This is a genomic window from Hyphomicrobiales bacterium (assembly GCA_039973685.1).
Lineage (GTDB): Bacteria > Pseudomonadota > Alphaproteobacteria > Rhizobiales > JACESI01 > JACESI01.
The window spans coordinates 212580-235653 of sequence record JBDWKL010000043.1 but is presented as its reverse complement, the minus strand read 5'-3'; the positions used below and the strand labels follow the sequence as shown (position 1 = coordinate 235653).

Below are 23074 nucleotides of genomic sequence, written 5' to 3'. Positions count from 1 at the left end.
CCCCATGAAGGCCAACTGTCAGCGCAAGTCAACCATTCCGCGGGTAATCGCGGTGCTATTGCTTAAATGTCCAGATGCGATTGGCGTTATAGGTGAAGATTGTAATGATGCAGGTGGTTACAAATTGCGCTGGGATATAGGGCAGGCTGAAGGTTTTTGTGAATAGGGCCATCAACGCGGCATTAAGTACAATCGCGATGGCTGCAACCACGATGAAACGCGGGAGAGTGGTTGTGTGTTTTGCTGTGGATTTGAAGGTTGCGACTTTGTTCAAGCAATAGTTCAGCACCGCGGCAAAAAATGCACCAATCGCGCTTGCAATGACAGGGTCGGCGTCAAAAAGTTCGACCAAGCCAATTAAAATGGAATACTGGCAAAGTGTAGCGAGGCCGCCCACCATCAAAAACGTTATAAGGCGCTCGTGCTTTCTCATGGTTTGTCTGCATCGATCAATGACGAAACTGCAGCCTTTAGGTTTTCAACGCTCAAAGGCTTGAAGGAGAACACCACGTCATTTTCACCCTTGTTCAAGGCAACAGAGCGAAAAATGCCGTTATGGGTCATTAGTTCCGCAGGCTTACCATTCACCGTGACGTGCCAAGCTGGATAAGCAAAATCGCGCAAGATCAACGTGCCATCATCTACAGCGTTGACGCTCACACGCACCTCATCATTGCGGTAGCTCAAAATTTTTGCAGGGGAGGTGGCGCCTGATTGATCTTGGAAGATTGCCCGCGCCTCGGCCTTTGGGTTTTCATAAATGAAGGCTGACCGGTCGATAAGCTGCACCTTTGCGATTTTTTTGAATGTTCCCGGGGTGAGCTTTGGGTCGAGCTTTTTAAGCGGTACTGAGGTCACGATGTATTTCAAGCCCAATTGATGAGCGAGCGGGCTATTATAACTCTCCATCGTGTTGCCAAAAAAGCGTCGGCGGTTTGCATTGTTTTGCATTTTTGGGCCGATTTTTTCTTCAAAAGCAGCAAGACGAATTGGGTTATAACCAAGCAGGTCATGAAAGCCTGTCACTTGCCCAATGTTTTGTACAGTCGGACCAAGGCCAACCGTCTCAATACGCCACGGCACACCGCTTGGATCGGGCTTGGCCAGTAATTGCTCCACTTTGTTAAAGAGCGGTTCATCTGCGCCGCGCGCTTGTTGTGCATAATAGTCTGCTGGACGTGCATTCGCCCGTAAGTTGGTGGAATGAAAAATCAAATCAGCACTTACCAATAAGCCTAAGCAGCTAAACGCGAGAAATTGCGCTTTGTTGTTTTTGACCATCAGTAAAAGAGACGCAAGCATCAAGGCGCCAAGCCCAAGGAAGATGGAAAGGCTGGCGAAGAAATCTGTCAGCCGGTCAAATGAATGGGCGAGATAAAAGCCTCCGACCACAGGAACTGATAAGAGCAAAATCGCAACAATTAGCCCGTTCTTGTTTCCTTTGATTGGAGCACTTTGAAGCGCATCATTGATAAGCGTGCCAGCAAAGAGGCTGATTGCGAGCGAGAATAAGAATATCCCATCAGAAGGCCGCCGGAACAGATCGAAGCCTGGGATGTACTCATAAAAGAAGGCGAAGAACGGGGTGAAGCGTCCAAGGGAGTAAAGCAGCATGGCGAGGCTAAAAAACAGGAAATATCGCCCGCCAGAGACAAACAGTCGACCTTTGGCGAGGCCAAGCCATAAAATAGTAACAAGCGGCAAAACGCCTGAATAAAGGTGCTGCATGCCGCGATGAATTTGCAAACCCTTTACGCCCCAAGCTTGGCTCGCTGGCCCCCAATATTCACCAGATTTGACGAGTGAACCAAAATATTCTGGGAAGATGAATGAAATCATGGCGACAGGTTGAAGTGACTGCCAACTTGCATCCAAAAGGTCAAAGCTTGGGCGATTGCTCATATTTGCAAGCTGAAGCAGAAGAAGCAGTGGAACGGCGACGATGAGCAAGGCAGCAACGCCACCCACCAGTACAGGGTAGTGCTGCTTAAACGCTAAGACGAAGCCGTTCTGGCGAAGGTTTGGTATGGCGTTGCACAACCAATACAAGAACAAAAACCATGCGCCGAGCATCGCAACATGGTCGCGGTCAATCAACATTAAAGCAAGCGGTAAGCCGAACAATATCCCGCGAAAAAGGCCGCCGTTTCTAATCGCAACATCAAGTCGCCAAAGGGCAACGCTGAGCCACATAAAGCTGACGGTCATCAAAACATGCTCAAGGCGGATGATCACCGCGCCGCTAAACATAACGGTGAGGGCTGTGAGGAATGCGGCTACCGGATGCCATCCACGCGACCAACCAAAGCCAAAGATTGCGCACCCAATTACCAGCAAATGAGCAAGGTGTGTCATGTCCACCAAGAACATTGATGGTGCGTTGGATATTAAGATCGGGGGCCACAAAGAAGGCGTAAAAATTACAGATTGCGGATCCGATATCATCGGAAATCCGCCAAAATGGAACGGGCTCCATGATAAGCTCTCACCGCTATGAAAGCTGGCGGCGACAAAGCGGATCATTGCATAAAAATGGTTCTTCGCGTCGTAGGGAATGACCTTCTCATCGACAAGCCAAGGCATGCAGAAGATCAGCCACAAAATAACAAGTGCAAAAAGACTGAACGAGACAGCCTTGCTGTCACGACGCAACATGAGAGTAGCTTTTCATGGAATTAAAAGGACCTAGGATGCTATTCTATCGAATAGGGTTGGCTCACGCTTGTCTTTGTCGCCATCCTCAAAGCCAACTTTCTCTTGCACGAGGTAAAGCGGTCTTTGTTTCACCTCAGCCATAACACGGCTTAGATATTCGCCAAAAATGCCCAGCCCTAAAAGCTGAACACCAGAGAAGAAGCAAATTGCAGCCATGAGAGCTGGATAGCCTCTCACATCGCTGCCGTAGATGAGTTTATCAAACAAAATCACGCCAGCATAACCAAGCGATGAGAGCGCCAAAACAAGCCCGAGATAGCTCCATACTTTAAGCGGGATAGAACCAAATGAGGTGATCGCATTCATGGCGAAGCGGAACAGTTTGAAAATGCTCCAGCCTGATTGACCGGCCGCGCGTGGGGCCACTTCAAACGGAACAGCTTGTCTCTTAAATCCAACCCAAGCGTATAGGCCTTTGGTGAAGCGTTCGCGTTCTGGAAGAGAAAGAATGGCATCGACGACTTTGCGGTCTAACAGCAGGAAGTCACCCAAACCTTCCATCAATTTCACATCGGAAATTGCGGAGAAAACACGGTAAAAGGTTTTGGCGAGGATGCGACGCATAAATGTTTCGCTCTCACGAGAACGGCGCGCACCGAAAACGATTTCGCCGCCTTCTTGCCATTCGCGGATAAAATCAAAAATGATTTCTGGCGGATGTTGAAGGTCTGCATCAAGTTGGATGACAGCGTCACCTTTTGCATGGGCAAGGCCAGCGTTGAGGGCAGCTTCTTTGCCAAAGTTGCGGCTGAAACAGATGAGTTTAACGTGAGGGTTCTCGCGCGCGGCTTCGGCGGCAGTTTCAGCACTACGGTCTTTACTGCCATCGTCCACTAAGATCACTTCATATGGCAGACCGATTTGTTCCATCACTGGATTTAGGCGTTCCAATAGTGGTTGGATGTTTTGCTCTTCGTTGTAAATTGGAACAACGATAGACAAAAACTTATCATCAAGTTCGCTTGCTTGTTTCGTCTCTCGTGACGGATATGGCGTTAGCATTTTACCCTCGAACTCAACTTGTTTACTGGCAAAAGATTATAAATCCTCTGCCCCGCAATCTTTTTTACCTTAACAAAAGGTTAAAATCACTCTTTTGTGGGAATGAAATTTAACAGGATTGGTAAACTCCTGTAAAGTCTATGTGAACGATTAGTGATCAATTGTATTAACAAGCAAAACGGTATATCCGCTTGGAATGACCATAAGAACTGCCATTTTCACTCTCTGCGCCGATGATTTTGGCCTCAAAAAGTCTGTGAACGATGGTATCATCGATTTAGTGCGCAAGGGCCGCCTGAATGCGGTGAGTTGCATGAGTGGTGGCGATTCTTTCGAAAGTGGCGTTGGGCAATTGCTGAATGCGGCGAGTGATGCTGCGCATGATTTGAAAATTGGGCTGCACCTCACCTTGAGCGAATATGCACCGCTGACAGTAATGCCGAAACTGGCTCCAAACGGCACTTTTCCAAGCATCAATCAAACGCTCTTATCCAGCCATTTGGGCAGGATTGATAAGCGAGAAATCACTTTAGAGATTGAAGCGCAAATAGAGCGGTTCAAAGAGGTTGCGGGGCAACTTCCTGATTTCGTGGACGGCCATCAGCATGTCCATCTCATGCCAACGGTTCGTTCCTGCTTGGTGGAGTGTATTCAGAATAATGGGTTGAGCGGATTTGTCAGGCTTTGCGATGATCAGGGCCGAACGTCGAGAGCTATTAAGACGATGATCTTGTCGAAGCTTTCGCAGCGAATGCGCAAATTGCTAGACCAAGCCAGCATCGCTCATAATGACGTCTTCTTGGGCGTGAATGACTTTGATACGTCCGAAGATTTCGGCCTACTGATGCAGGGATGGCTAAAACATGCAGCCACCGCATCCAGTTGCCCGCTCATCATGTGCCATCCAGCGTTTGCACCTTATTCAGATGAAGTCGCCATTCATGACCCAATCCAAAATCGTCGGATAGATGAATGGACTTATCTGGCAAGCGATGCATTTGCCGCTGATATGTTGGACGCTGGCCTTAAGCTTTAACAGGCCTCAAGCTCACGACATCTGGTGGTGGGATGTCATCTGGCACGAAGAAGTCAGGCATGAGGGCGACGGAACCATCAACACGGTATTGGTCAAAGTCAGTCACGCCTTCAGATGCCATAAACGTATCATCGATGATGAAATTGCCCGTGAATTCACGCGCGTCTTTGTTCAAAATCATATGTGCTGCGTCGGCCAAAATTTCAGGTGTTCGGCTTGCTTGCATCATCGCATCACCACCCAGAAGATTGCCAACGGCAGCGGTTGCAATGGTGGTGCGTGGCCATAGTGCATTCACAGCAATGCCGTGGCGCTTAAACTCTCCTGCAAAGCCCAGCACACACATGCTCATGCCAAATTTGGCGATGGAATACCCAACGTGATTGGCAAACCATTTGGTCGCCATATCAAGCGGTGGCGACAACATGATGACGTGGCCGTTTTCGCTTTCTTTCAAATAGGGAAGGGCGAGTTTTGTTGTCATGAAGGTGCCGCGCGCATTGACTGAATTCATCAAGTCATAGCGCTTCATGTCGAGTTTTTCGGTGTTGGAAAGATTGATCGCGGATGCGTTGTTGATGACAATATCAATACCGCCAAAAGTTTCAGCCGTCTTTGCCAATGCGTCAGCGACACTTGCTTCTTCACGCACATCCACAAGGAGAGGGAGGGCTTTGCCGCCTGCTTGTTCAATTTCCTCGGCTGCGGTGTAAATCGTGCCTTCAAGCTTTGGATGAGGTTCTGCGGTTTTGGCCGCAATGGCAACATTCGCTCCATCACGCGCTGCGCGAAGGGCAATTGCCTTGCCGATACCGCGTGATGCGCCTGTGATAAAAAGCGTCTTTCCTGCGAGTGTTGACATACTTAGAACCTTTATGTTTTTAAAAATAGTATTGTTTTAGCCAAAGCGTGGCGGGCGTTTTTCCATGAAGGCTGCAAAGGCTTCGCGTGCTTCGTCTGATTGAAGGCGTTCAGCAAAAAGGACGAACTCTTCATCCATGCGGGCAATAATATCGGATGTATCGCCGCGCAGTAATTTACGGCTGATGGACAAGGCACCTGGCGCAAGTTTGCTGAGTTTTTGGGCTGCCGCCATTGCGGTTGCTTCAAGCTCATCACTGCTGGTGACATGATTGACGAGACCTGCTTCGCGTGCCCGTTCAGCACTGAAAGTTTCGCCCATAATCAGCATTTCAAATGCCCGTTGCTGTCCCATGATGCGGGGGGCAATTAGGCTGGAGGCTGCTTCTGGCACGACGCCCAAATTGAGGAACGGTGTTTTGAGGGTTGCCCCTTCACTGGCAAAAACCATATCGCAATGCATGAGCATGGTCGCGCCGACACCAATCGCCAAACCGTCAACGGCTGCAAGTATTGGTGTGGGTGTGGTTGCTAAGGCTTTCAAAAAGCGAACTGTCGCCGTCGCGCTCATATCGTTTGACATGCCACGAGACAAGAAGTCAGCAATATCATTGCCAGCAGAAAACACGCCGGACTGTCCGAGGAAGAGGATAGCTCTCATGCCATCGTCGCCAGCACTCTCAATGCCGTCAGCCATCTTCGCGTACATGTCTTGGGTCAGCGCGTTCTTCTTATCCGCACGATTAAAGCGGATGGTGCGAACGGCCTCGCTATCAGTGATGGTAATGAAATCAGTCATGGTCTTCTCCAAAGTGCCTTAGCTGGCAAGCAGCTCTTCTGTCGCGCTCAATACACCATCCGCCCCTTCAAGAACGGTAAGGCGAAGACTTGCGGTTTCGGTCGCTAAGTTTTCAGCGAAAAAGCGGGCGGTTTTGATGCGTAAGCTTGCATTGCCATCGTCAATGCCGTCAGTTTCTAAAGCACCCTTTGCATGAAAGGCTGCACCGGCTGTTAGAGAAAAGAGCTTTTGATAAGGCGTAGCACCCGCCATTGCATCGGCCATTTTCTTGGATGAAAGACAATCGAGCATATAGTCCGTGGTTGTCTCAAGATCATCTAATGCCGAGGTGAGGCGGGTAGCGATTGCGCCGAAATCTGATTGGTTGCTCTCGCGCAATGCGTCGGCAGTTTCGCGCATCTCGCCAATAAAGGCTTTCGCATTTTCACCGCCATCAACGCGCAATTTACGACCCACAAGGTCAATCGCTTGAATGCCATTGGTGCCTTCATAGATTGGCAAAATACGGCTGTCGCGCATGTGCTGGGCTGCACCCGTTTCTTCAACAAAGCCCATACCGCCGTGAACCTGCACGCCGATTGAAGAGGCTTCAACCGCGCAATCTGTTGAATATGATTTTGCAAGCGGGGTTAGAAGGTCGCCGCGTGCTTTCCAAAAGGCGCGTTTATCTTCATCGGCATGTTCTGCCATATCAAGCGCATAAGCACAGGCAAGACACAACGCACGAGAGGCTTGCGCCATCGCCCGCATGGTCATGAGGTTTCGGGTCACATCTGGGTGCATCACGATGGGCGCCATGCCTTCAGCGTCATTCAGCGGAGATGACCCTTGGCGACGTTCATTGGCAAAGGTAAGGGCTTGTTGAAAAGCACGCTCCGTTAGGCCAGCTCCTTGCACACCCACATTAAGGCGGGCGTTGTTCATCATCGTGAACATGCAAGCAAGGCCGTTATTTTCTTCGCCAATCAACCAACCAATCGCGCCAGCTTCACCTGTATCATTGACGGCGTGATCATCACCAAAAATCATGGTGCAGGTTGGTGACGCGTGGATGCCGAGCTTTTCTTCAAGCCCGCTACAGAAGACATCATTGCGTGTTCCCGGTGTGCCATCTTCATTCGGAATGAATTTTGGAACCAAGAAGAGAGAAATACCCTTAACACCGGCAGGTGCATCTGGCAGGCGAGCAAGAACGAGATGGCAAATGTTGCTTGTCCAGTCGTGCTCTCCATAGGTGATGAAAATCTTCTGCCCAAAAATACGGTACGTGCCATCACCGGATGGTTTTGCGCTGCTGCGTAGGCTGGATAGATCAGAACCAGATTGCGGCTCTGTCAAATTCATCGTGCCAGTCCATTCACCAGAGATCAGTTTTTCAAGATAGGTCTGTTGCAGATGGTCGCTGCCGTGCATGGTAAGCGCTTCAATCGCGCCTGCTGTAAGCAGCGGGCAGAGTGCAAACGACATGTTGGCCGCATTCCACATTTCGTTTGTGGCGACTGCCATCGTGAGAGGAAGCGCTTGGCCGCCAAAAGCTTCTGACCCTGTTAAACTGTTCCAGCCCGCTTCGCACCATGCGCTATAAACATCGCCGAACCCTTTGGGCGTGGTAACAACTGCATTGTCGAGATTGAGGCCTTCTTGATCGCCTTGCCAATTGCGCGGGGCCAATTCGTCATTGGCAAACTTTCCCGCCTCTTCCAAAATAGCATCGACTAGATCATCTGACAGATCACCAAAAACGCCATTTTGCAAATCAGCATCCAGCCCGATCACTTTCTTCAACGTGAAGGCTATTTCTTCCACTGGTGCGCGATACATGCAGACCTCCTATTATAGACGTTGCTCTATGTGTCCTCTGCCTCGAAACTTTCATTGTGTTCGACGCCAAATAGAAGCAACGTAATTTTCCGCAATTTTTATTCTGGCATGATGCCGTGCTTTTGTGCCATGAACAATCCCGCAAAACCGATTGTCTTACTTGCGGCGATCAACTGCGTATCGTTTTAAATAACGCTTACGTAAACGTCAACAAATATGAGTGCTTTTGTGCATAAAACGACTGAGAAAACCGCATTAACGAGCGAAAATGCCGAAAACCTTGCGCTTGACGTTTTTAAGGCGGGTGGTTTGGTCGCACTTCCAACTGAGACTGTTTATGGCCTTGCTGCTGATGCAACCAATGGCGAAGCGGTTGCCAGTATCTATGAAGCTAAGGGACGGCCAAGCTTTAATCCGCTGATTGTTCATTGCGATAGCTTAGAAATGGCGATGCAATATGGTGAGTTTTCGAATGAAGCGCTCAATTGCGCAAAGCACTTTTGGCCCGGTCCTTTGACATTGGTTGTGCCCTATAAGAAGGGTGCAGGTTTGTCAGATCTTGTTCGCGCAGGCTTGGACACAGTCGCCATCCGCGTGCCCATGGGCAAAGCACGGCACATCATTGGCGCTTATGGCAAGCCGATTGCAGCGCCAAGCGCCAATTTATCTGGAAAAATAAGCCCCACCTCTGCTGACCATGTCGCCACACAGCTTGACGGCCGGATTGATTTGATTTTGGACGGCGGGCCGGCAAGTGTTGGGTTGGAATCGACCATTGTTTCCTTTGTTGAAGGTAAAACAGTTCTTTTGCGACCGGGTGGCTTATCGACCGAGACCTTAGAGGAACATATTGGCGCGCCCCTTCATCATTCCACGCCGGATGGTCACATCAAAGCACCCGGTATGATGCTCTCTCATTATGCGCCCAATGCAACCCTTCGTCTGTCCGCCACTGAAATTGATGGTGAAGATGGCGCGTTGACTTTTGGCGCGGCGAAGCTTGATGCTCACCATGTTCTTTCACTTAGTGAAAGTGGCGATTTGAAAGAAGCAGCAGCAAACCTCTTTTCTTGCCTCACGCAGTTTGATGAGCTGGGTGTAAAGAGGATCGCGGTCTCGCCAATACCAACTTCAGGCCTTGGTTTGGCCATCAACGACCGTTTGGCACGAGCTGCAGCACCTCGTTAATTCACGTCTTGTGTTGAAATTTCATTTTACAGAAAAATAATCATGCAATGTGCACTCAGTGTGCATCAATGCACATCATTATGTTTTGCTTGGCCCTAAATTCAAATCATCGAGAGACACAAACAACTCAAATAAACGCACAAACAAGACATATTCGGAGAGATACAATGACCAACACATTTACAAAAACAGTTATCGCAGCTTTCGCCGTCGCAACAGTTGCGATGAGCGTTAATACAGCAAGCGCAAATGGTATGAACGCTTTAACAAACATTGATAAAGCAACCACCGTCGAAAAAGTCGGCTTCTTTAAAAAGAACGGAAAGTTCACAAAACGGGGTGTCGCAACGATCGGCGTGAGCGCAGCTATTGTTGGTGGATTGCTTGCAAGCAACGCCTCTAAGTCACGCAACAATGTTCGTGAGCGTCGCGAATACCGAGTGAGCCGTCAGGAAAAGCATTTTGATTGGTGCTACTCAAAGTACAGATCTTATGATCACCGTTCAGACACATATATCTCACGTCGCCATGGTGAAACTTACTGCGAATCTCCTTTCAACTAAGAAGAACGACATCCAGTCATAAGAACCAGCCGATACTGGCTGGTTCTTTTATGCCCACCACTAAGGTTCCACTCAAATTTCCATCACGGCTTCGCCTCCGGCCTTGACGCTATGTATCTGTGTCAAGGCACCTTGCCCCGTTACCTTTTTGAGGTGATGGGGCCTTTTGGTTTTGAGGTTTTTATTTAATTGCGGACGTTGTAAGGCCGTTGATCGCGCCAGACTTGCATCATGGTTTCAAGATCTTGCATGCCATCTTCTGGTAAGATGATCCGCAAGGTTGCTAAAACATCTCCCATGGCGCCATCGCGTTTGATGATGCCACGATCTTTAATCCGCAATGTTTGGCCGCCGCTGGTTCCTTTAGGAATAGCCAGGGAAACGGACCCCTTCATGGTTGGCACTGTGACCTTGCCCCCAAGCACGGCTTCGTAAAGCGTTACGGGAACATCAATACGCAGCGCATCGCCGTCACGTTTGAACATCGAGTGTTTGCGAATGTTGATGGTGATGAGCGCATCGCCATTGGCGCCTGAAAAGCCAGCTTCGCCTTGTCCTTTAAGCCGAATGACCTGCCCATCCGTAACCCCATTTGGAAGGGCGACAGAGAGTGTCTTGCCACTCGGTAATTCCACTCGGATTTTGTCTTTCTTGGAAAGATCATCCAGTGTCACTTGAAGAGCAGCATTTACATCTTGGCCTTTGGAACCACGCGACGATTGCGTGCTTTGTTGGGAACTACGACTTCCAGCGCCGCCAAACGGACCAGCGCCGCCGCCGCCGCCGCCTCTGCCGCCAAAAATTTCGCCTAATATATCTTCAGCAGAAAACCCGCCTTGGCCGCCACCAGATCGTCGCCCGCCGCCGCCAAAAGGATTGCCGCCGCCAAAGGGGTTCCCGCCAGCAAAACCGGCTTGTTTGCCTTCGGCATCTATTTCGCCACGATCAAACTGCCCGCGTTTTTCTTTATCGCCGACAATTTCATAAGCGGAATTGACCTCGGCAAACTTTTCTTGAGCGCGAGGATTGTCTGCGTTTTGGTCAGGATGATATTTTTTTGCCAGTTTTCTAAAAGCGCTTTTGACTTCGCTTTCGCTGGCAGACTTGGAAACACCCAAAATAGAATAAGGATCGCGCATGTTAACTTCAATTAGTGGAACTTTTCAAAGACTAATGTAGGCATCCCAACGTCAAAAAGAAACAATCTCCCTCGATAAAAATTGGGGAGAGGTAACATTAAGAGAATAGATAAGCGCTACTGAAGCTTTGGTAGTGCATCCACAGTCGCGTCAACGACGGCATTGTGCGGCACTAAGCCTTTAAGCTCTAGGGGACCATTTTGCGGTTTGCAGGCATCGCCACGATATTGAAGGATGCCGCCAATGCCGTTGATGGTTGTGGAAAACTTGCGGCAAATCGTTCCATTGTCGCCAGAAACAAGACCCATTGGGACAATTGTCCCAACCGTTCCAGTCACGTCGTTTTCCCACGGAAGCGTTTTACCGGCAGGTTCTGATACCAAAACAGTGTCCATCACTTCGCGCACCTTGTCCCAATCAGATGGGTCTACGGTTTCTTGAAGTGAGGCTGTGGTCTCAACGGTTGTAGTAGAAGCCGTGGTGTTCACATTGTCTACTTCCGGCCCAAAACCAGTGATAGAGCACCCTGCCAAACCAATAGCTGAACACAAGGTAAGCAATGATAACATTGATTTTTTTGAGGGATGTGTAGGCTTTACAAACATTCTAAACCGTTTACGAATTCCATGACGTCGAATTACCATCTCACTATGACAGGCTAAAGTTAATGACTGATAACTTTGTTGAAGAAACTAATCCCAATAACCTGTTTGAGCGATGGTTCTCTGACGCCCAATCTTCTGAGATTAATGACCCAAATGCGATGGCTTTGTCCAGTGTTGATTCAAGCGGACTTCCAAATATTCGTGTTGTTTTGTTGAAAGGTCATGATGAGAGAGGTTTTGTTTTCTACACAAACCTTGAAAGTCAGAAAGGGCAAGAAATTCAACAAAGCGGAAAAGCTGCAGTGAATTTTCATTGGAAAAGTTTGCGGCGTCAGGTGCGTGTTAGAGGTTTGATCGAACCTGTAACAGACGCAGAGGCTGATGCGTATTTCGCATCGCGAAGCCGCATGAGTCGCCTAGGCGCGGTAGCTTCGCAACAATCGCGGCCTCTTGATAGCAGAGAAACCATGATGCAGGAGATTGAGCGACTGAATAAGCTATACCCCGAAGAGCATATTCCGCGCCCTAACCATTGGCATGGCACGCGTATTTTGCCGCTTTATATTGAATTTTGGCAGGATGGAGAGGCGCGTCTTCATGATCGCTCGGTTTTTCAACGAGAAACAATTGATCAAGACTGGACGAAAGAGCGTTGGTATCCTTAAGCCAAAGGGACTGCCAAATTAAACCGCAGTTCCGCCAACGGTGATACCATCAAGGCGCATGGTTGGTTGACCAACGCCCACAGGCACACCTTGGCCTTGTTTGCCGCAAGTTCCAATGCCTGGATCAAGCTTCAAATCATTGCCAATCATTGGAATTTTGCGCATAGCTTCCGGTCCGTTACCGATGATCATTGCGCCTTTTACGGGCGCACCAATTTTGCCGTCTTCGAGCATGTAAGCTTCGGTACATTCAAACACGAATTTACCAGATGTAATATCAACCTGCCCACCGCCGAAAGAAACAGCGTAGAGGCCTTTTTTCACGGATGAGATAATCTCGTCTGGCTCGTGGTTGCCGTTGACCATGATCGTGTTTGTCATGCGCGGCATTGGAATGTGAGCATATGATTGGCGGCGGCCATTACCGGTTGGTTTAACACCCATAAGGCGTGCATTTTGACGGTCTTGCATATAGCCAACTAGACGGCCATCTTCGATCAATACCGTTCGGTTGGTGGGTGTGCCTTCATCATCGACAGACAAAGAACCTCGGCGGTCATGAATAGTGCCGTCATCCACCACGGTCAGACCAGGGGAGGCGACCATCTCGCCCATTAGGTTAGAAAAGGCAGATGTTTTCTTGCGGTTAAAGTCGCCTTCAAGACCGTGACCAACAGCCTCATGCAGAAGAATGCCCGGCCAACCTGCGCCAAGAACCACATCAAGTTCACCAGCAGGGGCTGGTATTGCATCTAAGTTGACCAGTGCCTGCCGCAGGGCTTCGTTCACGCCGTGCTGCCAGTTTTCTGTCAGTAGGAAGTCTGAAAAAGCGGTGCGTCCGCCTGTGCCATAGCTCCCTGTTTCCTGTCTGTCGCCTTCGCCAGCAACAACAGAAACATTAAGGCGAACCATCGGGCGGACATCACGCACATAGTGACCATCAGCGCGGAGAATTTCGACCACCTGCCAATTAGCAGAAAGCGACGCAGAGACTTGCCGTACGCGAGGGTCTAAATCTCTCGCATAGGCATCAATCTTTTGAAGCAAATCAACCTTCGCCTCAAAGCTTGGTTCACCGATTGGGTTGTCGCTTGTATAAAGTTGACGGTTGGTTCGGGCAGGTGCTGCTGCATAAGAGCCCTCATAACCTGCCTTAACGGCTTGCACCGCATCACCTGCACGCTCAAGGGCTGCCACAGAAATTTCGCCCGAATGCGCATAACCTGCCGCTTCACCAGCAACTGCACGAAGGCCAAAGCCTTGGCCCGTGTTGAAAGAAGCTGCCTTCAAGCGTCCATTGTCAAATGTCAGCCCTTCAGACTGGGAATATTCGACAAAAAGCTCGCCATCATCTGCACCCTTTAAAGCATCACCCAGCATTGATGTTGCCTTATCTCGCGATAGGTCGCCAATTTCAAACAGTGACATATCGGGTGAGGGTGCAATATCGGTCATACAGGTGGTCCTTAGCGCGTCTTTTGGTAGAGGGGAGGGCTTACAGTTTTTCTAGTGCGGTAAAGCCCGCAGTAAAACCATTAAGTTCAATTGGAATGCCTATACCTTCTTCTGGCGTTTGGAAAATCACAAATGTGGCAACATTTCCCTTTTTGAAATCGTCGACTAATTTGTCATCCATTACGATTTCCGCAACACAGCCGCCATCTGCAACACAGCGCACAAAGGCCGCATTACCTAGATTCTTGTTATCAATGCGAAGGCCGAGACCAGAAGGAAGCAAAACGCCAAGGGGCGCGAGTACGCGCAAGACGCGTGCTTTCTTATCAGCAGTCTTTAGAACAATGACGGTAAGCCCAACATTGGGGCGATCATCAGCGACCACAAATTGAATAAGCGCACATTGGTCCGCTTTGGCCCCTGTTGGGGTCTCACACCGAATTTCCCATTCTCCATGGGTTTCTTTCACTTCGCCCTGTGCATTTGCTGATTGAGCAAGCAATACAGGCGCAGAAAGGAGGGCTAACGTCACCGAGATCGGCTTAAGAAAATTTTTGATGGCAGACATTGCTAGGCTTTCGAATCAATTTTCAATATCTCTATTTCAAGCATGAATAAGGCGGTATTTGGAAAAAAAGCATAGCCATGCCGTTAAATTTGGGTTTTGCACCGCTGGAAGTGCCCTTGGTTTGGGTAATTGTATGAAAAATTTGAGGATGAAATGCATGTGTTGCATCGTGACGTCGTTCTAATGGTGAATTTCACCCCAAATTAGTATTATTCTTGAAGAAAGAGATTGTTCTTTTTGGCTCAATATGGTTCTAACCCATTAATCGTGGGGGCAACTGCGACCTCAATCTGGGTTTCATCCTAAATTGACCAAGATTGTCGTAAGGCAATCAGCCGTATTTCCAACGGTTCGTTAAACCGTTAAAAGAATAACAAGAAAGCGTGTGCTTTCTAAAACTCTCGTAAGCGATTCAATTATTGGATGCTTTAAGTCAGCGAGAGAAATCAGGAGAAGACATCGTGACGATGATGCTATTTGACCGCGCCTGCCGCCTAATGACTGGCGTTTTGACATTTTTTGTAAGTTTCGTATTTGCGACCCTTGCCTTGGCTCAGCAGCCAAAAGATTGGCAGATGACATTCCAAGAATCGGCAACGCCGATTATGGAAAGCATTACTCGGCTTAACGGCTTTACGCTGATTATCATCACGATAATCACACTGTTCGTTACAGGCCTGCTTGGCTGGGTGATCATTCGTTACAACTCTAAAGCTAACCCTGTTCCGTCAAAAACATCGCACAACACGATGATTGAGATTATTTGGACAGTGGCGCCAATCGCGATCCTTTTGATCATCGTCGCTCCGTCAATCAAATTGCTTTACCAGCAACTTGAAACGCCGGAAGCTGATGTGGTGATTAAAGTGACCGGATATCAGTGGAACTGGGGTTATGAATATCCAGACTACGAGATCGACGAATACATCTCTTCCATGCTTCAAACTGAAGACGAGCGCAAAGACATCGCTCTTGAGCGCGGCGAAGACATTGCAAACTATCCACGCTTGCTTGCTGTCGACAATGAGATTGTTGTTCCAGTTGGTAAGATTGTTCGCCTCGACATCACATCAGGCGATGTGTTGCACGCGGTAGCGCTTCCATCATTTGGTGTAAAAGCTGATGCGGTTCCTGGTCGCTTGAACACATCATGGTTTAAGGCAGAAAAAGAAGGCCTCTACTACGGTCAGTGTTCACAAATTTGTGGCGCAGGTGAAGGTCTTGCTGGACACTCATTCATGCCAATTGCAATCCGTGTTGTTGACGAAGACACATTTGATGATTGGGCAGCTTCAGCATCAGAAGACCTAGATATCGGTTGGGAAATTCTAGCGTCTAACATCAAAGACAATAAAAACGCGAAAGTGCAGCTCGCTAAAAAGTAAGCGGGCTCAATAGACAAGCGATAAAAAAGAAATTTGACGGTATAGCTTATATGGCAAGCCGACATCGACGAGGAAACGAGTAATGACAGCAGCAGCAGATCATGGTTATCATGACGAACACAAGCCGACTTTCTTTAAGCGTTGGTTTTATTCAACCAACCACAAGGACATCGGTACACTCTACCTAATCTTTGCGATTTTTTCGGGTATTTTGGGCGGCTTCTTGTCGGTTGCAATGCGGGCAGAGCTTCAAGAGCCGGGCCTTCAGTTCTTCTCAAACACGCACGTTTATAATGTGTTTGTAACAGGCCACGGTTTGATCATGATCTTCTTCATGGTGATGCCAGCGCTTATCGGTGGTTTTGCCAACTGGTTCGTCCCGATCATGATCGGCGCGCCGGATATGGCTTTCCCTCGGATGAACAACATTTCATTCTGGTTGTTGCCTCCAGCGCTCATCCTTCTTGTATCATCCATGTTCGTTGAAGGCCCTGCGGGGGCGAACGGTGTTGGGTCTGGCTGGTTTATCTATCCGCCACTCACGACCACAGGTCAGCCAGGACCAGCGATGGACTTGGCCATTCTTGCGCTACACATTGCAGGTGCATCGTCCATTCTTGGCGCGATCAACTTCATCACAACAATCTTCAATATGCGTGCACCAGGCATGACACTGCACAAAATGCCGTTGTTTGCTTGGTCTGTATTGATCACAGCTTTCTTGCTTCTGCTTTCACTTCCAGTGCTTGCTGGCGCAATTACAATGCTTTTGACAGACCGTAACTTCGGTACAAGCTTCTTCTCACCAGAAGGCGGCGGCGACCCAATTCTGTTCCAGCACTTGTTCTGGTTCTTTGGTCACCCTGAAGTGTACATTCTCATCTTGCCAGGTTTCGGCATTATCTCGCACATCATCTCAACCTTCTCGAAGAAGCCAATCTTTGGCTACCTCGGCATGGCTTATGCGATGGTTGCGATTGGTGTTGTTGGCTTTATCGTGTGGGCGCACCACATGTTTACAGTTGGCCTTTCAGCCAACACACAAGCCTACTTCGTGATTGCAACGATGGTGATTGCGGTGCCTACCGGCGTTAAAATATTCTCATGGATTGCCACAATGTGGGGCGGTTCTATCGATTTCCGCACACCGATGATTTGGGCTGTTGGCTTCATCTTCTTGTTCACCGTTGGTGGTGTAACAGGCGTGCAGCTTGCAAACGCAGGTCTCGACCGCGCTTACCATGACACGTACTATGTGGTTGCTCACTTCCACTATGTGTTGTCACTTGGTGCCGTGTTTGCCGTCTTCGCTGGCTGGTACTACTGGTTCCCTAAAATGACAGGTTACATGTACTCAAGCTTCTTGGCTCGTGCACACTTCTGGGTAACATTCATCGGCGTGAACGTCGTGTTCTTCCCGCAGCACTTCCTAGGTCTTGCAGGTATGCCGCGCCACTATGCGGATTATCCAGATGCCTTCGCTGGTTGGAACAAAATCTCATCATACGGTTCATACCTTTCAGCCCTTGGTGTTTTGATCTTCCTTTACTGCGTGCTTGAAGCCTTCATGAAAAAGCGTCCTGCGGGCGACAATCCATGGGGCGAGGGTGCCACAACACTTGAATGGCAGCTTCCTTCACCACCACCATTCCACCAGTGGGAAGAGCTTCCACGCATCAAATAAGCCTCAAGCTTATTTGCGTGATACGAATTTGGTCGTCACCTTCGGGTGGCGGCTTTCGCCTAATAAAGAGCGTTTAAAAATGAGGTGTGATCGAGAGATCAACAGGTAGTTTAAAATGTCGATGATGGATGCAAAAAACGACGTGCAACAAGCACCAAGCATTTCGCTGGCAGGCCCGAAGGATTTCTTCGAGCTTCTAAAGCCGCGCGTTATGCAACTTGTCGTCTTTACTGCTTTTGTCGGCATCGTGCTTGCCCCGCAAGGCGGACTACACCCGTTTTTAGCCGCCGTATCGCTACTTTGCATTGCCGTTGGTGCTGGTGCTTCAGGCGCTTTGAATATGTGGTATGACGCAGACATTGACGCGCAAATGTCACGCACTGCTAACCGTCCCATTCCATCAGGCCGTTGCACACGTCAAGAAGCTTTGGCTCTCGGCCTCACGCTCTCTTTGTTTTCAGTGTTGATTTTGGGCCTCGTCGCTAATTGGGTGGCAGCGGGCCTTCTTGCCTTCACAATCTTCTTCTACGCCGTCTTCTACACAATGTGGTTGAAACGCGCGACGCCGCAAAACATCGTTATTGGTGGTGCGGCTGGTGCTTTCCCTCCTGTGGTTGGTTGGGCTGCAATGACTGGCACAGCGCCAGTTGAAGCATGGATTTTATTCGCCATCATCTTCTTATGGACACCACCGCATTTTTGGGCGCTTGCGCTGTTTAAAATGGGCGACTACGAAGTGATCGGTATGCCGATGCTGCCAAATGTTGCGGGTGAAAAACACACGCGCTTGCAGATGGTTTTATATTCTGTGCCGCTTGCTATTGTTGGCGTTCTGCCTTGGGTACTTGGTTTTGCCAATCTTGCTTATGGCATCATCGCAATTGTTCTCGGCTCAATCTTTGTATGGCGTGCTGTACAGGTTTGGCAAAAAGCGGGTAGCGACAACATGCTCGCTGAGAAGAAGCTGTTTAAGTTTTCGATCCTCTATTTATTCCTTCTGTTTGCAGCGCTGCTTCTTAAGCCGCTGGCAACATTGTTAGGGCTATAGGAAAAAACCATGATTGAAGAACTCGTCAAACTAACGGATGAAGAAAAGAAACGCCGCCGCGCAAGGTCGATTGCTATCGCCTCAGTTCTTGGCGGGCTGGTTGTTCTGTTTTATGCCGTGACTTGGTTTAAATTCGTATTTTAAGGGTGAGATGAACGTGCACGACGACAAGACCAATACCAAGAAATCAGCCAACCGTACGGTTGCGATTGCTTGCGTTTGCTTTGTTACAGGCATGGTCGGCATGGCCTATGCAGCCGTTCCCCTTTATGAAATTTTCTGTCAGGTAACAGGTTATGGCGGCACGACCCAGCGTGCGGACGTTGCGCCGACTGAAGTGCTCGACCGTGAGATAACCGTTCGCTTTGACGCGAATGTTGGTTCTGGTCTTGCTTGGGAATTTGACCCAGTGGTCACCAAAATGAAGGTCAAGATTGGCGCGACTGAACAAGCCAATTACCAAATTGCAAGCGTTGCCCATATACCAACAGGCGCAACAGCATCCTTCAACGTCTCACCGCCAAGTGCTGGTGCTTATTTTAACAAGCTGGAATGCTTCTGCTTCACCGATCAGGTTTTGAAACCAGGTGAAAAGCAAACCATGCCTGTGATCTTTTTCATCGATCCTGAATACGTTAACGATCCCGACGTCAATCAGGTCGAAACTATCACCCTTTCCTATACGTTTTTTAAGAGTGAACTTGATGAGGAAACTCTTGCAAACTTGAAGGAAAACGAGGAAAAACGAATTCAATAGTGTCACTGAGCGACCTATTTCTAAGTGAGGTATAAAATGGCTGGAACCAAAAATCACGATTATCACATTATCGATCCAAGCCCGTGGCCGCTGGTCGGCAGCATCGGCGCGCTGGTTATGGCGTTTGGCGCTGTTTTCTGGATGAAAGATATGTGGTCCATATGGGTTATGCTCATCGGCTTGCTGATCGTGCTTTACACCATGTTTGGCTGGTGGAGCGATGTGATTAAAGAATCGCATCAAGGTGATCACACACCGGTTGTGCAGCTGCACCTTCGCTATGGTATGATCTTGTTCATCGCATCTGAAGTTATGTTCTTCGTTGCATGGTTCTGGGCTTTCTTTGATGCAAGCTTATTTGCTGATGAAGCAATTCAATTCTCTCGTGTTGAGCACACTGGTGGTGTATGGCCTCCAGCAGATCTCACGGTTCTAGACCCTTGGCATTTGCCACTGTTTAACACAGTGATCTTGCTGCTTTCAGGTACAACAGTGACATGGGCGCACCATGCTCTTCTTCATAATGACCGCGACAGCTTGAAGCTTGGTCTTATCTGCACCGTCATATTGGGCGTGATTTTCTCAGCGGTTCAGGTTTACGAATATGTTGAAGCACCATTTGGTTTTGCTGATTCAATCTACGGCGCCACCTTCTTCATGGCGACAGGCTTCCATGGCTTCCACGTATTCGTTGGAACCATCTTCTTGTTGGTTTGCTTGATCCGCGCCTACAAAGGCCACATGACAGTAGAAAAGCACTTCGGCTTCGAAGCGGCTGCATGGTACTGGCACTTTGTTGATGTGGTATGGCTCTTCCTCTTTGCTGCCATCTATGTATGGGGCAATTTTGGCGGCACCATTGGACACTAGCTGCCATTGAATACACTTTAAAAAGGGCGCGTTATTCGCGCCCTTTTTCATTTGGCCCTTTTACCTTTGGCCCTTTTACCTTGGAAAGAACCCGCATGAGCTCAAACAATTACCCACCCCAATCACCGTTTGCGACAGGCATTGCTTGCCGTTGCCCGCGTTGTGGTGAGGGAAAATTGTTTGATGGGTTTTTAAATGTGAAACCTCGCTGCCGTGCCTGCAATCTTGATCTCGCCTTTGCCAATGCGGGTGATGGCCCAGCTATCTTCATAATCCTACTGGTCGGCATGATCGTCGGCGCGCTCTTCCTTTATGTTGAGCTTTCTTATGAACCGCCATATTGGGTCCACGCTGTTTTATGGACGCCGACTATCTTGATTTTGTGTTTTGCTCTGCTACGTCCATTCAAAGGCATTATGGTAGCGCTTCAATATCAAAATCAGGCGCGAGAAGGCCGCATTGTAGAAAGTAATGAGAATGACGACTGATATAAAAAACCCCGTATTCACACGCGGCTTCGCATTTCTTTCGGTCTTTGCGTTTGGCGCTTTGTCCATTCTCATTATTCTTGGGTCTTGGCAGGTCAAACGACTTATCTGGAAAGAAGCGCTGATTACGAATGTAGAAAACAAAATCAAAGCAGCCCCTGTTCCTTTTGAAACGATCGAAGGCCAGTTTACAGGCAAGATCAAGACGGATCGGCGAAAATTGGAATATCAGCCCGTCACAGTTCGCGGCACATTGGATCATTCCAAGGAGATGTTCTATTTCGCAACGCTGGACGGTGACGCTGGCTTTCATGTTTATACGCCTTTGACCCTCAGCGGTTCTAACAACGTCGTCTTGATCAACCGTGGGTTTGTACCAACAGAACAAAAATTGGGATCGACCCGTGCAAACAGCCAACCCAGTGGTGAAGTGGATGTGACAGGGCTGGTTCGGTTCCCAGATGTAGATAAACCAAACCGGTTTCTTCCAGACAATGACCTTAAGACCAACATCTTCTTTTGGCGCAGCATGGATGACATGACGGAGATGGCGGCGCTTGATAAGCAAACAACATCGCCAGTTTTCATCTACGAAGACAAACAAGATAATAACCGCCTACCAATTGGCGGCGTGACGATTGTCGAGTTTCCAAACAACCATCTAGGCTATGCGGTTACGTGGTACGGATTGGCGCTGACATTAATTGGTGTTTATATGGCTTTGGCTTGGTCGCGGTTTAAAGCGTCCGCTTAAGCGTGGCCAGCACTGCTGGATAAGAGGGCAGGGTCAACGCCAATTTCAGCAAGAGCTGCATCATATTTCGCGTCTAAATTGTCGCCAAAGATAATTTCAGGCGTGCTTGGGCCATGCAGCCAGCCATTGCTCAGTATTTCATCTTCTAGTTGTCCGCCAGTCCATCCCGCATAGCCCAACGCGATAAAGGCTTTCTCCGGCCCTTCGCCTCGCGCCAATGCTTTCAAGATTTCCAGCGTCTCTGTCAGGCTAACCTCGTCGTCAATTCGAACGGTCAAATCTTCTAAATGATAATCGCTTGAATGAAGCACAAAGCCACGACCCGTTTCGACAGGGCCACCTTTGTGAATTGAAATGCCGCTTGCCGCACTTGGCAATAGAACAGCGTTTTCTTCTTCCAAAATATTGACCTGTTGCAAAAGGTCTACAAATGACAGGGAATTCATGGGGCGATTGACGACAATACCCATTGTTCCCTTTGCCGTGTGATCGCAAATATAGATAACGGATTTTCTAAATCGGCTATCATCCATATCAGGCATCGCAATCAGTACATGTCCCTTTAAAGACGTGAAATTCTGCTCGGATGTCATGGCTTTGGACTGGCTCATTTTTACGGTTGGATTTTCAATAACGTTAGCAGCCATTGGGTGGTGGCGTCTATCGCTTTTCAAAAACCAATTAGGGTAATTAATCACGGCAATGTTAACTCGCTCACGCTTACGTTTATAGCGTGTTATCTTCCTTTTGGTAATATGGTCACTGAAATTTAGGTTTTCCGCGCTCGAATATCAAAGATACCTCCTCTATGAAACGACTAATTACAGCCCTTTTGGTGACAATGTTTTTCGCAGGCACAAGCCATGCTGAGACGACGCCGTGGACATCTGGCCTTGGCCATAAAGCACGGTTGATCATGGGCGCTATGGCGGATGATGGCCACTATCATGGTGGCTTCGAAGTGGAACTGGAAGACGGTTGGAAGACCTATTGGCGCCAGCCAGGTGGAAACGGTATCCCACCCCTTTTTGATGTCAAAAATTCAAGCAATTTGAAAAATTTCAAAGTTTCATGGCCTGCACCACAAGTGTTTAAAGATGGGTCGGGCAAGGGCGTTGGTTATAAGAAACGAGTGCTTTTACCGTTTGCAATGAAGCCCGAAGATATCGACCAATCGGTGGATTTCAATCTCTCTATTTTCTTTGGTGTATGTGCTGAAATCTGTGTGCCGGTGGATGTCAATTTTTCTACGCTTCTGTCACCAAACAAACCACAAACACCAAACTTTGCGTTGATCGAAGAAGCACTTTCACAAGTGCCTGTGTCCAGTGATGATCTAGGATTGCAGGTTAAATCTGCTGCTCACTTAACTGAGGGCGACAACGAGTATGTTGATTTGCAGGTTCAGCTGAGCAAGAACGTTGAAAAGTTGGTTGTTCTAGTTGAAGGACCGGAAGATTGGTACTTTGAGCCGTTGAATATTCCCATGACTGTTGCGGGCGATGCTGGCACACAGAAGGTGCGGGTACCTCTTTACCGCGCTATAAAAGACAGTTTGAAAGGCGATGAAGCCTTGCGTCTTACAATCATCGCAGATGGCGAAGCGCTCGATCAAACCATTGCTCTAAACTAAAACTGAGACACAAAAAACTTGTGTTAGACCTCGTTGAG

24 protein-coding genes are annotated in these 23074 nt (G+C 48.7%); 13 read left to right on the top strand and 11 right to left on the bottom strand.

Annotation, left to right across the window (positions count from 1 at the left end):
- Positions 1-55 precede the first annotated feature (55 nt).
- From ABJO30_12240 to ABJO30_12230, 3 genes are read right to left on the bottom strand one after another with little or no spacing between them, the layout of a single operon-like run.
- Positions 56-433 carry a GtrA family protein gene (locus ABJO30_12240; protein ID MEP3233590.1) on the bottom strand — a complete coding sequence of 126 codons (378 nt, stop codon included), beginning with the start codon at positions 431-433 and terminating at the stop codon, positions 56-58.
- Positions 430-2655 carry a hypothetical protein gene (locus ABJO30_12235; protein ID MEP3233589.1) on the bottom strand — a complete coding sequence of 742 codons (2226 nt, stop codon included), beginning with the start codon at positions 2653-2655 and terminating at the stop codon, positions 430-432. Before ABJO30_12235 ends, ABJO30_12240 begins: the two co-directional genes overlap by 4 nt.
- Before the next feature lie 30 nt (positions 2656-2685).
- Entirely contained in the window at positions 2686-3717 is a 1032-nt protein-coding gene (locus ABJO30_12230; GenBank protein ID MEP3233588.1) for a glycosyltransferase family 2 protein, read from the bottom strand.
- Positions 3718-3913: 196 nt separating this feature from the next.
- Between ABJO30_12230 and ABJO30_12225 the strand changes: the two genes are divergently transcribed.
- The gene (locus ABJO30_12225) at positions 3914-4753 is read left to right on the top strand and encodes a ChbG/HpnK family deacetylase (GenBank protein MEP3233587.1); all 840 of its coding nucleotides are present in this window, start codon (positions 3914-3916) and stop codon (positions 4751-4753) included.
- On the opposite strand, the gene ABJO30_12220 is transcribed toward ABJO30_12225, so the two are convergent.
- Genes ABJO30_12220 through ABJO30_12210 form a run of 3 tightly spaced genes read right to left on the bottom strand, consistent with a single transcriptional unit; the run spans position 4743 to position 8234 of the window.
- Positions 4743-5615 carry an NAD(P)-dependent oxidoreductase gene (locus tag ABJO30_12220; GenBank protein MEP3233586.1) on the bottom strand — a complete coding sequence of 291 codons (873 nt, stop codon included), beginning with the start codon at positions 5613-5615 and terminating at the stop codon, positions 4743-4745. The two genes, ABJO30_12225 and ABJO30_12220, sit on opposite strands and share 11 nt — an antisense overlap.
- A gap of 36 nt (positions 5616-5651) precedes the next feature.
- Positions 5652-6413: a crotonase/enoyl-CoA hydratase family protein gene (locus ABJO30_12215; GenBank protein ID MEP3233585.1), complete on the bottom strand. Its 762-nt coding sequence runs from the start codon at positions 6411-6413 to the stop codon at positions 5652-5654.
- An 18-nt stretch (positions 6414-6431) separates the two neighbouring features.
- Positions 6432-8234, bottom strand: coding sequence for an acyl-CoA dehydrogenase (locus tag ABJO30_12210; GenBank protein ID MEP3233584.1), 1803 nt, complete (start codon positions 8232-8234; stop codon positions 6432-6434).
- A gap of 228 nt (positions 8235-8462) precedes the next feature.
- On the opposite strand from ABJO30_12210, the gene ABJO30_12205 reads away from it, so the two are divergent.
- Both ABJO30_12205 and ABJO30_12200 read left to right on the top strand, forming a co-directional pair.
- The gene (locus tag ABJO30_12205; GenBank protein MEP3233583.1) at positions 8463-9422 is read left to right on the top strand and encodes an L-threonylcarbamoyladenylate synthase; all 960 of its coding nucleotides are present in this window, start codon (positions 8463-8465) and stop codon (positions 9420-9422) included.
- 167 nt (positions 9423-9589) lie between these two features.
- Positions 9590-9985 (top strand): BA14K family protein, encoded by a 396-nt coding sequence (locus ABJO30_12200; protein ID MEP3233582.1) that lies wholly within the window; start codon positions 9590-9592, stop codon positions 9983-9985.
- Between the two features lie 185 nt (positions 9986-10170).
- Here the strand turns inward: ABJO30_12200 and ABJO30_12195 are convergent, their stop codons facing one another.
- Positions 10171-11124 (bottom strand): DnaJ C-terminal domain-containing protein, encoded by a 954-nt coding sequence (locus ABJO30_12195; protein MEP3233581.1) that lies wholly within the window; start codon positions 11122-11124, stop codon positions 10171-10173.
- Between the two features lie 116 nt (positions 11125-11240).
- A complete protein-coding gene (locus ABJO30_12190) occupies positions 11241-11693 on the bottom strand; it encodes an RT0821/Lpp0805 family surface protein (GenBank protein MEP3233580.1) in 453 nt (150 codons plus the stop codon).
- A 98-nt stretch (positions 11694-11791) separates the two neighbouring features.
- Between ABJO30_12190 and pdxH the strand changes: the two genes are divergently transcribed.
- Positions 11792-12394: a pyridoxamine 5'-phosphate oxidase gene (gene pdxH / locus ABJO30_12185; GenBank protein MEP3233579.1), complete on the top strand. Its 603-nt coding sequence runs from the start codon at positions 11792-11794 to the stop codon at positions 12392-12394.
- Between the two features lie 18 nt (positions 12395-12412).
- On the opposite strand, the gene tldD is transcribed toward pdxH, so the two are convergent.
- Both tldD and ABJO30_12175 read right to left on the bottom strand, forming a co-directional pair.
- On the bottom strand, positions 12413-13822 hold the full coding sequence (gene tldD / locus ABJO30_12180; protein ID MEP3233578.1) for a metalloprotease TldD: 1410 nt from the start codon (positions 13820-13822) through the stop codon (positions 12413-12415).
- 67 nt (positions 13823-13889) lie between these two features.
- Positions 13890-14417, bottom strand: a complete 528-nt coding sequence (locus ABJO30_12175; GenBank protein MEP3233577.1) for an invasion associated locus B family protein — start codon at positions 14415-14417, stop codon at positions 13890-13892.
- Between the two features lie 467 nt (positions 14418-14884).
- Here ABJO30_12175 and coxB point away from each other — a divergent pair, with 467 nt between their 5' ends.
- The 8 genes from coxB (at position 14885) to ABJO30_12135 (ending at position 21403) form a co-directional block, all read left to right on the top strand.
- Complete coding sequence (gene coxB, locus ABJO30_12170; protein MEP3233576.1) at positions 14885-15802, top strand: cytochrome c oxidase subunit II; 918 nt, start codon at positions 14885-14887, stop codon at positions 15800-15802.
- 82 nt (positions 15803-15884) lie between these two features.
- The gene (ctaD, locus tag ABJO30_12165) at positions 15885-17486 is read left to right on the top strand and encodes a cytochrome c oxidase subunit I (GenBank protein MEP3233575.1); all 1602 of its coding nucleotides are present in this window, start codon (positions 15885-15887) and stop codon (positions 17484-17486) included.
- Positions 17487-17601: 115 nt separating this feature from the next.
- Complete coding sequence (locus tag ABJO30_12160) at positions 17602-18534, top strand: heme o synthase (protein ID MEP3233574.1); 933 nt, start codon at positions 17602-17604, stop codon at positions 18532-18534.
- Between the two features lie 9 nt (positions 18535-18543).
- Entirely contained in the window at positions 18544-18678 is a 135-nt protein-coding gene (locus tag ABJO30_12155; protein MEP3233573.1) for a hypothetical protein, read from the top strand.
- Positions 18679-18691: 13 nt separating this feature from the next.
- Positions 18692-19291, top strand: a complete 600-nt coding sequence (locus tag ABJO30_12150; protein ID MEP3233572.1) for a cytochrome c oxidase assembly protein — start codon at positions 18692-18694, stop codon at positions 19289-19291.
- 36 nt (positions 19292-19327) lie between these two features.
- Positions 19328-20161, top strand: a complete 834-nt coding sequence (locus ABJO30_12145; protein ID MEP3233571.1) for a cytochrome c oxidase subunit 3 — start codon at positions 19328-19330, stop codon at positions 20159-20161.
- 95 nt (positions 20162-20256) lie between these two features.
- Positions 20257-20649, top strand: coding sequence for a DUF983 domain-containing protein (locus ABJO30_12140; GenBank protein ID MEP3233570.1), 393 nt, complete (start codon positions 20257-20259; stop codon positions 20647-20649).
- Positions 20639-21403, top strand: coding sequence for an SURF1 family protein (locus ABJO30_12135; protein ID MEP3233569.1), 765 nt, complete (start codon positions 20639-20641; stop codon positions 21401-21403). The genes ABJO30_12140 and ABJO30_12135 overlap by 11 nt, the downstream gene beginning before the upstream one ends.
- Here ABJO30_12135 and ABJO30_12130 read toward each other — a convergent pair.
- The gene (locus tag ABJO30_12130) at positions 21400-22050 is read right to left on the bottom strand and encodes a YqgE/AlgH family protein (GenBank protein MEP3233568.1); all 651 of its coding nucleotides are present in this window, start codon (positions 22048-22050) and stop codon (positions 21400-21402) included. The two genes, ABJO30_12135 and ABJO30_12130, sit on opposite strands and share 4 nt — an antisense overlap.
- Positions 22051-22211: 161 nt before the next feature.
- Here ABJO30_12130 and ABJO30_12125 point away from each other — a divergent pair, with 161 nt between their 5' ends.
- Positions 22212-23036 carry a protein-disulfide reductase DsbD domain-containing protein gene (locus tag ABJO30_12125; GenBank protein MEP3233567.1) on the top strand — a complete coding sequence of 275 codons (825 nt, stop codon included), beginning with the start codon at positions 22212-22214 and terminating at the stop codon, positions 23034-23036.
- Positions 23037-23074 lie beyond the last annotated feature (38 nt).